At 37.1% G+C, this 12,402-nt stretch carries 8 protein-coding genes; all 8 read right to left on the reverse strand.

Annotation, left to right across the window (positions count from 1 at the left end):
* Positions 1-269: 269 nt before the first annotated feature.
* Positions 270-3,392: a DEAD/DEAH box helicase gene (locus EJN67_RS13290; protein ID WP_243641321.1), complete on the reverse strand. Its 3,123-nt coding sequence runs from the start codon at positions 3,390-3,392 to the stop codon at positions 270-272.
* Between the two features lie 258 nt (positions 3,393-3,650).
* Positions 3,651-4,652, reverse strand: a complete 1,002-nt coding sequence (locus tag EJN67_RS13295) for a LacI family DNA-binding transcriptional regulator (protein ID WP_165000885.1) — start codon at positions 4,650-4,652, stop codon at positions 3,651-3,653.
* Between the two features lie 299 nt (positions 4,653-4,951).
* Complete coding sequence (locus tag EJN67_RS13300; protein ID WP_129724927.1) at positions 4,952-5,785, reverse strand: carbohydrate ABC transporter permease; 834 nt, start codon at positions 5,783-5,785, stop codon at positions 4,952-4,954.
* A gap of 12 nt (positions 5,786-5,797) precedes the next feature.
* A complete protein-coding gene (locus EJN67_RS13305; protein WP_129724928.1) occupies positions 5,798-6,667 on the reverse strand; it encodes a carbohydrate ABC transporter permease in 870 nt (289 codons plus the stop codon).
* A 78-nt stretch (positions 6,668-6,745) separates the two neighbouring features.
* The gene (locus EJN67_RS13310; RefSeq protein ID WP_129724929.1) at positions 6,746-8,113 is read right to left on the reverse strand and encodes an ABC transporter substrate-binding protein; all 1,368 of its coding nucleotides are present in this window, start codon (positions 8,111-8,113) and stop codon (positions 6,746-6,748) included.
* A gap of 392 nt (positions 8,114-8,505) precedes the next feature.
* Positions 8,506-8,988, reverse strand: coding sequence for an acyl-CoA thioesterase (locus EJN67_RS13315; protein ID WP_129724930.1), 483 nt, complete (start codon positions 8,986-8,988; stop codon positions 8,506-8,508).
* A gap of 86 nt (positions 8,989-9,074) precedes the next feature.
* Entirely contained in the window at positions 9,075-9,716 is a 642-nt protein-coding gene (pgmB, locus tag EJN67_RS13320) for a beta-phosphoglucomutase (RefSeq protein ID WP_129724931.1), read from the reverse strand.
* A 25-nt stretch (positions 9,717-9,741) separates the two neighbouring features.
* Positions 9,742-12,099, reverse strand: coding sequence for a glycoside hydrolase family 65 protein (locus EJN67_RS13325; RefSeq protein WP_207208037.1), 2,358 nt, complete (start codon positions 12,097-12,099; stop codon positions 9,742-9,744).
* Between the last annotated feature and the right edge of the window lie 303 nt (positions 12,100-12,402).

Genomic DNA, 12,402 nt, shown 5'->3' on the forward strand with positions numbered 1-12,402 from the left:
ACAATTAGAATTAGCCATAGCGAGCACCTCACTGTATTATTTTTTTTTGGTTAAAAATATTATACATGATTTTCTCGCTATGGTTCTATATTTTTTTGGTGTTGCATTTAATTATACAACGAACCTTTATATATTTTTAGCCCAATATTAGTATAAAGTATAAGATTATCTTTGTTTTAACACCTTAAAAAGATAATTTTTTACATGATTTTCGCAACCGATTGCAAAAAAGAAGATGCTGAATATAAATATAGCATCTTCTTTTTTGCTTATGATATATTGAAAAGTTCCCGTATATCTTCCTCGGTCATCTTAGAAATAAAGGTCTCCCCTGGCTGGAGCACCGAATCTATAAGTTCTTTTTTCTTTTGTTGCAGGGCATATATTTTCTCCTCTATGGTACCCCTACTAATAAGCTTTATGGCATGGACTGTACTCTGTTGTCCTATACGATATGCCCTGTCCGTAGCCTGTTCTTCAACAGCAGGGTTCCACCATGGATCAAAATGGATTACCGTATCTGCTCCTGTCAAGTTTAGCCCAGTTCCTCCCGCCTTCAAAGAAATGAGAAACACATCTCTAAATCCCTGGTTAAAGGATCTTACCGCATCTCTCCTCTCCTCTGCCTTTATACTTCCATCTAAATAAAAGTATGTGATACCTACCTTTTGGAGCTCTTCCTTTATAAGTTTTAAAACCTCAGTAAACTGGGAGAATATCAGTACCCTATGTCCACCTTCTTTTAATTCCTCCAAAAGCTCCATAAGGGCATCCATCTTGCCACTGCCACCATTATAGTTCTCTATAAACACCCCTGGATGGCAGCATATCTGTCTTAATCTGGTAAGCCCGGCAAGTATCTGTATCCTACTCCTATTTATACCGTTTATCCTTATATCCTCTTCTATTTCGCCCCTTATCTGTTGCAGATATGCAAGATATATCTGCTTCTGCTCATGGGTCAAATCCACCTTGCGGACATTTTCAATCTTTGGCGGGAGCTCCTTTAACACATCCTTTTTAAGTCGTCTCAGTATAAACGGCTTTACATACCTATTTAGCTCCTCTAATGCTTTTTTATCCTCTTCTTTTGCTATGGGCCTTTCAAACATCTTAACAAACTTCCTGAGGGATAAAAGATACCTCGGCATCAAAAAATCGAATATGGACCATAGCTCCGTCAGGTTATTTTCAATTGGGGTACCGGTCAAGGCAAAATATCCCCTGGCACGTATCTTCTTTACAGACTTTGCATTTAGGGAAGCTGGATTTTTTATATGCTGCGCTTCATCTAGTATGCAGTAGCCAAACTCTACATCATCATAAAGTTCTATATCCCTGCGTACAAGTGGATAGGATGTTATCACTATATCTGCATTTAGGATATCACTAATCTGCTGTCTCCTCTCATCCTTTGTCCCTGATATCACTAACGTCTTAAGGGAAGGTGCAAACCTGTCCACCTCGCTCTCCCAGTTATATACCAGAGATGTGGGGCATATGACTATTGACGGGAGATTTAGCCTTTCCTTTTCAGACTGTATAAATGCAATAGTCTGAAGTGTCTTGCCAAGGCCCATATCATCAGCAAGTATACCGCCCATTCCATAGGCTGCCAATGTCTTTAACCATTTAAAGCCTGTAATTTGATATCCCCTCATAATACCATCTAGGGATTTAGGTATTTCATAATCCAAATCCTTTGGTTTCCTTATGTTTTCCACCAATTTCTTAAAGGCCATATTGCGCCGTACATAGACATCTTCCACCCCTTTGAGCTTATCATCTAGATACATGGCCTTATACTTTTTAAGGTTTATTGCCTCTTTTTTTAGCTCCACATCATCTATACCAAGATATTCCATCATATCGGAAACATTTTGCATCTGTGGCGTATCGAGGGGTATAAATGAACCATCTGGTAGACGATAATACTGTTTTTTCTCCCTTAATGAGGCAAATATTTCAGGCAATTTCTCCTTTTGTATACCATCTATCGAAAAACTGAACTCCAAAAGATCAGAATCCTCATTAAGTCGAATAGAACTCGTATAGTATGACGTATCATATATCTTCATGTTTTTAAAGGCATCTGAATAATATACCGTAGACATATCCTGAAGCTTTGGCACCCTATTTGTTATAAAATCATATATACTCTCCTCATCATCTAGATATACCATATCCTTGTTTATCCTAAAATTAGATGATTCGAATATATCAAGTATATCCCGTTCCTTCTCATAGTCACGAATAACTATATAGTTATCGTGCACATCCTGCTTTGGAGCAAATGGATCTATTTTATAATCCCCATAATTAAATATAAAGGACGCAGTTATGTCATCTCCTAACCTATCTAAATATATGGATGCCTCCAATGGCCTTTGATAGAATTTCTCCTCCACCCCAGAGTCTAAAAATAGTTCCCCCGCCTTCTTCATATTTGGGATTACAAATGATGCAAATTTTTCTTCATCCTCCTTTGGAATCTTTATCTTTTCAACACCATGTGTCGTAACCATTTGAAAGAATGGGGCAAGATTTTCCATTTGAGCCTTAGGTAATACATATATATTGCCGTTTGAAAAAAAGTACTTTCCATCCCTTGTTAGGGGCAGGGTTAGTTCTGGTATATCCATCCCCATCTCAAGCTCTTCTCCCGCCTTCTTCAAGCTGAATTTAACCGGCAGATCCTGCTTTATAAACCTTACATCTTTGTATTCATGCCCAAACAGCGTAATATTTAAGGTACTATCATCCATCAAATGCAAAAACTGCTCCATAGATGACTCTGTCAAATAGAGATACTTGTCCCTAAATAGCAAGGTAGTACGAGAAGTACCATATGCCATATTATCGATGTCATATATATTATATATAAAATCTATGAGACGCTGATCCCCTTTACTAAAATACTGGTCGATTGGATCAAATACAAAATTTTTACCAAATTCAAGGGGAGTATTCTTCTCAATGGATTCCATAAGCTGTTTTATATTTCTCACCACATATAGCCTATCCAGTCCCATTCGAAGATCCAGAAAATAAATGAACTCATTCCCATAGAAATTGCCCCTCTCTATATTGAGGGTAACTTCCAACTTTAGCTGTTCCCGTTCAACCTCTACTGAGCGATTTTGAAAAAGACCTATTAAAGATTTCATAAGTACTTCAGGATGTTCATCATGCCTTACAATACGCCTAAACTCCAAATCCTTTATATATAAAATGGCAGCGACTATATGCTTGCAATATCCATCATAGTTAAAATACGCAGGACAATCACAATATGCATCTATAATTTCGCCATTGCGATTTAGATCCACTACTACATCATAATCCTGGCTTCCTTCAACTGTAGCCTCAACATGCCCCGTATCCCAGTGCACCTCTACATCCTTAACTCTGCCCTCTCTATAATAATCCCTTCCCCTGTTATAGACAGCATTGGAGGGGCAATTTTGTCTTATCTCCTGCTCTGTAATAATATATCACTCCATTCGGTCATATTTAAAGCTATTTATATTATACCAAATTATAGATGGCTAAAACACTGCCTATATATATAGTTTTATAGTATGATTTTACTATATGAAATAAAAATAAAGGTGCTACTATTATTTAGTAACACCTATTATACCGAACGTCTAGGAAGTACTCTCCCTTACTATGAATTTATAGGGAACCTTTTTGATATGGTGAACATCTACTCCCTGTACTATATCATATAACATCTTTGCCGCTTCATATCCCATTTGATAAAAGTCCTGATGAACGGTAGTCAATGACGGCGTTGTATATGAGGAAATCAAAATATCATCAAAACCTACCACCGAAAGTCTTGAGGGTATCCCTATGCCAAGGTCCTTTGCTGCTAATATAGTTCCTATCGCCATTAGATCGGAAGCGCAAAAGATTGCAGTAACTTCAGGATGCTTGGGCAAAAATTGAAGCATAACCCTATACGTTTCCTCTTGGGAAAAGTTCCCCCTAACGATATAATCATCCCTTATTATTAATCCATTCTCTCGCAGCACAGATAGATATCCTTTACAACGTGAGTGGGATACTGACGCAACATCAGTTCCTGTAACATAGACTATATTTTTATGTCCCCTATCAACTAGATACTGTACAGCCTCCCTTGCCGCCTCGTAGTTATCTATAGATACATATCCCACATGCTTGCTGTCGGCAGGCTGATCTATAAGTACACATGGAATGCGACTTTTTACCACCTCTTTGTAATATGCATCATCGGTTTTTATACCTTGTATTACAAAACCGGCAAGGGAATGCTCCTCTGCAAACTGCAGATAGCTTTTATTTTGCTGTATGGCGGAATCAACTGCAAACATGAGGATCTCATAATCAATTGAGCGGGCAAATTCATAAATACCCACCAAACTTTCCTGCACCATATTATGCCTGGCCCCCTTCTCTAGGCCGGACATGATATACCCAAAGATACGGCTTTCCTTTGTTACAAGGGTACGAGCAGCAACATTAGGAGAATATTTCAATTCTTCGGCTACTTCAAAAATCCTTTTGCGTGTTTCTTCGTTAATATCTTTATAATTATTAAATGCGCGGGATACAGTAGCTATTGAAACTCCCGCCTTTTTAGCCACATCCCTAATCGTTGCCATATAAAACATCCTTCCAAACTCTTCATTTTATTAATATTTTAAAAGCATTCACTTGTATTGTCAAATGTTTTTGATATATAGTCTGCAACAAACATCATTGCCCTTACATGATGAACCGACTGATCTCCACACACTGTCCAGTCAAGGGTTGGCTCCCATGGCCAAAAGCCCTTTCCGTCCCCTCACTTGGTATATCATCAATTCCCCAATCTTTAGGCGATACAGTTGCAAACATCTATTCCCCTCTAAATCATAGTTTTGTCTATTACAATGTATTCATCTATCAATATATACGTCTATTAACCTTTAACACCTGAAGATGCAACACTAGCCTGAACCTGCTCCTGTGCCAGCATATAGATGATTATACCTGGCAATACGACCATGGTGAGGGCTGCAAACATCTTCGTATAGTCATATGAAAATGCCTCTGTGAAAAAAGCGAGGGCTAAAGGCAATGTCCTGTGCTTTTGACTGCTTGTTAGGAGCATTGCATAGAAATATTCATTCCAATTACCTAAAAACATGAGTATCCCGGCAGTTGATAACCCTGATTTTGCCAATGGTACATTTATGCTCCAAAACTTAGTCCAAAATCCTGCCCCTTCTATATCAGCCGCTTCATTCAACTCTATAGGTATTGTCATAAATGCCGATTTTAAGATAAACATGGACATTGCCATACCATTTGATAAATAAACCAATATAAGCCCATACTTCGTATCATACAGATTCATCTTCATTATCAATGAAAAAATAGGTTGAGCCTTTGTATGTCCAGGTACCAGCAGTGTCATAGTAAATAATACATAAAAGAGCGTCTTTCCCTTAAAATCATATTTTGCAATAACATATGCTGCCATGGAAAAAAACAATAATGCCACAAAGGTTGAAACGGTAGCAATCAAAAGAGAATTTAATGTATAATTCAAGAAATTATATTGTGTAAACACCTTAACAAATGGTGTAAAATCAAACTTTGTCGGCAAGGAAAATGGGCTATTTAGAATTTGGGCATTAGTTTTAAATGCAGACATAATAACCCACAAAATAGGAAAAATAGATATTACTACTGTAAAAATTAAGACCAAATATATCAATATATTATAAATAGTTTTCTTCAAAATATTCACCAAAACACCCCCTTACAGAGCACTTTCATTCATCTTAAACACTTTATTTATAAAATAAAGGGTCACTATTCCAAATACCAACATCACTACCGCCGCTGCATTTGCATATCCATAATTCATGTCGGAGATAGCCTTTACCAATATAAGCGGTATGTTCATGGTATCATCACCGGGACCACCTTTAGTAGTCAATGCAATAGGTTCGTACATGGCAATCCTGGAAGTAATGGAAATTATGACACTTGTTCCAATGGCATGCTTACATAATGGCAAATCAATATTAAATATAATCCTTGATCTACTTGCCCCATCGATAAGTGCAGCTTCATGTAATTCTTTAGGAATAGCCATCAAATCGGTCAATACAACTAAAGTTACAACAACGGCATAGAAAAGCCATGTAAAGGTTATTGCCCAAAACGCATGTGGGCTCTCATAAAACCACTTTACACTGAAATTAGGATTGAATATCCTTATTGCATTATTTAAAACACCAAAGTCATCATTAAATATAAATCTATAGATCATTGCCCATGCAGCCACTGAAATTACGTTTGGAATCATAAATACCCCACGGACAAATTTCCAACCAAATGGTTTTCTGTATAGTATGAAAGCTATCAATACACCATACCCTACGTGAAGGGTACCTGCTATAAGGGACCAATATAAAAGATTCTTAACAGATATTCTAAATTCTGTCTTGCTAAATAGCTTTGTATAGTTTGCAAGCCCAACAAATTTTGGTGCATTATATCCGTCCCATTGTGTAAAACTCGTATAGAGCACCGTTATTATTGGTGATAAATAGAACAATAGAAAAATCGCTATTGAGGGCAATAAAAACAAGTATATCCATAGCTTTTCCCTTTTATTTCTCATATCGTCACTTCCTTTTATAAAATTTAAGGTCTCTTACCCTTAGGGTAAGGACCTTAAATTTATATAATATAATAACTTTTATTCAACTGCCTCTTTTGCCTTTTCCGTTAATTCCTTGGCAAATTGCTCCGGAGTTAAAGATCCATCAATTAATTTAGGCAATAATTTAGGAAATTCTTGCTCTGCGATTGAAGATGGCATAATATCAGTACAGCCGGGTACCAATTTTGTATCCTTATTAACTGCTGTAGATAGCTCGCTTAAAATGCGGTTTTCCTTCAATTTAGTATTGAAATCCTCTGAAGTAGTAAGATTAGGTGCAGTACCACCCTCAGCTAACATATATGCTTCCAACTCTTCAGGAGAATTTATAAATTCTAGGAATGCCAATGCCCCTTCAGTTACATCCTCTGGCAATCCACTTGGGATCCACCAACCATAACCATTAACATTTGCAACTGCAATATTTCCTGGGTATATATCTCCCTTTACCTGATCACCATTAAAATCATTGCTCCACTTGTCAGATGCCTCTTCAGCAAAATCACCAACCATCCAAGGACCATTACATATAACAGCAGATTTTTTACTCATAAAGCTGTTTGCTGCATCTGCATAGGCAGCACCTAATGTGTTGGATGAGGCATGCTCCTGTAAAAACTTCTGCAGCTTTGTAAAGGCATTTACCCATGCATCAGATGTAAAATCTGTTACCCGCTCCTCTGCACCTTTTTTAAGTATCTCAACTCCACCCTCTTCAGCTGCTACCAATGATGTTAAAAACAATGAAGTAGTCCATGCGTTTTCAGCGGTCATAAAGGCAAGCTTGTTTTCACCCAATTCACCTTCAAATTCTTCCAATGTCATTTCACCAATTCGTTTGCTGGGATTCATCATGGTAGAATTATAATAAAGTCCTATGGGTCTAGTAACTATAAGCGGCATTGATACCACTTTGCCGTCTTTTGTATTATACTCAAGTGCGTCTTCAATTAGAGCTGACTTAATCTCCGGCTTGCTGTCCAACCAGTCCGATAGATCATAATATTTGTTGTTTGAAATGATTACCTTCTCGAACCAGTCCTTATCTGCACCTTCAATCAAAGGCGGGAGCTTGTCTTGTATAGCCAACTGTTTGATCTTTTCAAAGTATGAATCCTGTGGAAGTTCTTCAATTATTACCTTGTACTTACCTTCATATTTTTTATTAAACCTATCCACTTGGGGTAGGAAAAACTTACCCCCTACATTTTGACCAGCCTTGTAATGAGGAATATGCAGTTCAACAACTTCCTTCTTATCGTCCTGATCCTTTTTAACATCTTCCTTTGACTCATTTTTAGTGTTGTTCTGTGTTTCATCATTTTCTTTCGGTTTTTGACCACAACCTACAACAAATACAATGGTCATGGATATAACCAATATCAATGAAATTAACTTCTTCATATAATTACCCCCTTATTAATTTACAATTTTGAGTACCTAGGACACCTTTAAATCGTTTCTTCACCTCCCATTGAGAAATTTATTATGCAAAACCTATCTAAAACTTGAGATGATATTCTTGTATATTAGTTTAAATATTTGGCCTATGTAAATTTTATAGGTATAATATAATAAAATATATTATATTGGTTCGGAAACGTTTCCGATGTCTTTAAGATAATTATATATTATTAAAATTTGTTTGTCAACTAGGTTTTAGCATATAAATAATTACATAATATAAGAAAATATTTACAAATCCGCGTATTTCTTTTTTACCACGAATTCAAGTGTTATAGGATATAAAGAAGATGACCCCGCATGATATAGAAATCATCTTCTTTATATTATAATTATCTTGTTTTGGCTTCTTGTCTTTTCCTTTTGTATTTATCATAACGTTTTTTGCCCTCTTCAAATGCCAGCTTCTCCGCAGGTGTTTCAGTTATAAGGCGTGGCACTTCAACAGGCTTGCAGTTTTCATCTATGGCTACCATGGTAAAATACGCACTAATAGCAGGCTTTGGCGGTAAATCAGACTTTAAATCATCTACCTCCACCTCTACCTTTATCTCCATGGAGCTCCTGCCTACAAACACCAGTTGAGCCTTGCATATTACAAGTTCCCCTACAAATACAGGATGGTGAAACTCCAGTGCATCCACCCTGGCAGTAACTGCATTATATCTTGAATGACGTCTTGCCACTACATAGGCAGTGTTATCCATCATCTTCATTATTTCTCCACCATGTACATTACCCAAATGATTAGCCTCACCAGGCATCATCACCTGAGACATGACAGTTCTTGAGTAGCTTACTGTTTTTTCTTCCATGATCCATTACCTCCACGTAATCACGTAATCTAGTAAATAGCACCTTAATATAATACACCACAGCAAGCTATTTAAACAACCTATTATTATATAATAACTATCTCCTTTAGATCTTCTATGCTCCTTAGGGTATACATAGCCTTTACGCAATTTACAGCATCACCAATCGCTGCACTATCAAATCCACCATTTATCGCCGCTTCAATGCCCGATTCAGCATCTTCTACTACCAAGCATTCGGCGGGAGCTAAATTGATATATTCTGCAGCTTTAAGGAATACCTCAGGATCAGGTTTTGAATGGCTAATATTATTACCGTCTGAAACGGCATCAAAGAACTCTCCCAGGCCAATCTTTTTAAGTATAAATCCTGCATTTTTGCTAGAAGAACCTATTGCCAATTTGCAACCCGCCTGTCTAAGGGCAATGAGGGTATCATATACCTCATCACTTAGATCAGCCCTTGACATATTATTAAGCAACTCTCGATAATAATTGTTTTTTTGTTCAGCTAGGGTCTTCTTTTCATCATCTGTCAACTCTCCATCATAGTTTTCCAGTATTATCTCTAGGCTCTCCATGCGGCTTACACCCCTAAGGCGATTATTGATAGTCCTATCGAAATAAACACCTATCTGATCTGCAAGCTTTTTCCATGCCTTATAATGATATTTGTCTGTATGACAAATAACACCATCTAAATCAAAAATAATACCTTTATACAGCATCTGCAAAATCCCCTCTCAAATCTTATTATCTTTTAATCTCTGCTCCCGCCTTTTGTCCAGCCAAGATGCTAGTCTTTGTGTCATATATAAATATAGATACTGCATCTTTACCCATGTTTTCTACGACAACATCATCCTGAGAAACTGTTACCCTCATGGGATTTCCCCTCCACACCAATGGGAAGGAGATGTCGCTCCATTCTTTAGGTAGACGGGGTGATATATATAAATCATCTCCAACTATTCTCACGCCGCCAAATCCCATGACTACGCATTGCCAAATACCACCCATGGCCGCACTGTGTATCCCCATATCCGAGCTTTTCATGTTTTGTCCAAGATCTATATCGCAGGAACTACGGAAGAATTCATATGCACTATCCCTATAGCCAAGATCATTTGCCAAAATGCAGTGGGTAGACTTACTCAATGAAGAATCGTGAAGGGTACGCTCTTCATAAAAGAGATAATTCTTCTTTTTTGTTTCCTTATCAAATAGGTCATCTAAGAGATATAGTAACATAACCAGATCTGCTTGCTTAGAAACCTGCATTTCATTGATCTGTTCCATGTTATAATCATTATAGATGGTTCCTACTACTTCAGCATTCTTATATGGCGTAAGATCAATATGCTTTAGCTTCAAATAGGTATCGTGCTGAGGAATAATACCATCTTCCCCGGGCTTAGGCAGATATAATCCATCTATAACCCTGTCTATCTCATCTTTGATGTTAGAAAGATGCAATTTTTGATCCAACTTTTTATATAGTTCCGGATTAATATTTGGCATCTCTTCGATGATCTCTTTAGCCAGCTTCATATTATAATGGGCAAGGTAGTTGGTGTAAGCATTGTTATTCACATGCTCTTTGTACTCATCCGGCCCAATGACATCATTTATTTCATAGCGTTTTAGCGTTTCATTCCACTCTACCCTGCTTGACCAAAAATAGGCTGTTTGTATAATGATCTCATAGCCATAGTTATCCATAAACTCCTGATCTCTAGTAGCAATATAGTATTCCCATACCGCATAGGCAATATCAGCTGAAATATGCTGTTCAATCAATCCGGTCAAAATGGGAGTAGCCTCTCCGGTTACAACATCTGCAGCACCTAATTTAGGAGTTACCTCACCATCATCGATCCATGCAGATTCCCATGGATACATAGCACCTTTAAAGCCATTTTCCCTTGCCTTTAATCGGGCACCATATAAATTTCTGAAACGATATTCTAGTAGCGTTCGCGCTGTCTTAGGCTGTGTAAACATAAAATAGGGTAGAATAAAGATCTCAGTGTCCCAAAATGAATGACCCTTATATCCCTCACCACTTAAGCCCTTTGCACCAATTCCAACCCTATTGTCATCTTGCTTAGTCATGATATTGAGATGATATAGTGCAAATCTAATAGCTAACTGGTCATAATCATTGATGGCATTTATTTTAATATCATGTTCTCTCCAAAAATGCGCCCATGCATCCTTGTTTTCTTTAAATAAGGCATCATATCCCAATTCATAAGCCTTGCGAATAGTTTCAAGGCCATCATTTTTTAAACTGTCAACTATATCATCAGAAATGGATTCATATTTTAGATCACGGCTGGTATGGACACATGAAATCTTCTCCATTGTAAATACACTGTCTTTCTTTAGGGTCAGCTGTAGCTTGTTGCTAAGAAATCTCCGTTCAATAACAGGCAATAGATCAACCTTAGCCTTCTTGCCATCAATTTCAAAGGCATGGGATGCATGTATAGCTGCATATACACCAGATTGTATGGTTTTTGATATCATCTCCATATATGTTGCATCATAGATGCGCTTTTCCCCTTCATGAAAATGCTGTGAGCCTGTATTAGTCACTTGACCATCAATGCCGCTTTCAATAGAAATGTTCATATCGCCAGATAAAGGTTTAATTGTAACTTTGCTACCAATTATATGTCTATTTGCGACAGAAACAAAACGATTAAAACACAATTCCAAACGATCACCATTAGGACTCTCCCAATCCACTTTACGGATGAGTTCTCCCGTCTTTAAATTAAGACTGCGGCTATAAGCATGTAAAACGCCACTGTCCATCCTGAAACGAATACCACTGACATATATTATAACATTGGTTATATCCGGCAGGTTGGGCAATTCAGTTACCTCAGCTTCATCAAATTTATTAAATGTACCTGCAACAAACATATTTCTCTTCTCACCAACATATTTCTCCTCTAGAGCAGCTCTTACACCCATATAACCGTTGCCTTGGCAAAATATAGATTCACATTTTCCTAGATGTTGATAATCAAAATCAGATTCTTCAATGATCCAGTTTTTAAACTCACCTTGGCCTTTTGTATAGTTTAATATATTTCCCATTTTACCCCTCCGTCTATAGTAAGACTTGTTATTATAATAGAGCATCATAATGTACTTGTCATCGCTCCAAAAACGTTTCCGGTAAGGAGTAAAAAAATAATTTCCGGAAACGTTTTTGGAATGTTATGAATCTATAATAACATATTATTTTATCTATGTAAAGTAACACAAGGACCAAGTGTGTGTCAAGTTTTTATTGGCACCTTTTTCTTCCAGAAAGTCAATCGCTATAATAATTAAGAAAAATATCTTAAATTTTACCATTTAGCAAAGTTGTCAAGCCTAAAATGCACTTCGCTACGC

The sequence above is a fragment of the Xylanivirga thermophila genome, assembly GCF_004138105.1.
GTDB classification, from domain to species: Bacteria; Bacillota; Clostridia; order Caldicoprobacterales; family Xylanivirgaceae; genus Xylanivirga; species Xylanivirga thermophila.

Coding starts and splice junctions, on each gene's coding strand:
- EJN67_RS13295 (WP_165000885.1), bottom strand. CDS start 4,652: ATGGCAACGATTAGGGATGTGGCTAAAAAGGCGGGAGTTTCAATAGCT.
- EJN67_RS13305 (WP_129724928.1), bottom strand. CDS start 6,667: ATGAGAAATAAAAGGGAAAAGCTATGGATATACTTGTTTTTATTGCCC.
- EJN67_RS13310 (WP_129724929.1), bottom strand. CDS start 8,113: ATGAAGAAGTTAATTTCATTGATATTGGTTATATCCATGACCATTGTA.
- EJN67_RS13315 (WP_129724930.1), bottom strand. CDS start 8,988: ATGGAAGAAAAAACAGTAAGCTACTCAAGAACTGTCATGTCTCAGGTG.
- pgmB (WP_129724931.1), bottom strand. CDS start 9,716: ATGCTGTATAAAGGTATTATTTTTGATTTAGATGGTGTTATTTGTCAT.
- EJN67_RS13325 (WP_207208037.1), bottom strand. CDS start 12,099: ATGGGAAATATATTAAACTATACAAAAGGCCAAGGTGAGTTTAAAAAC.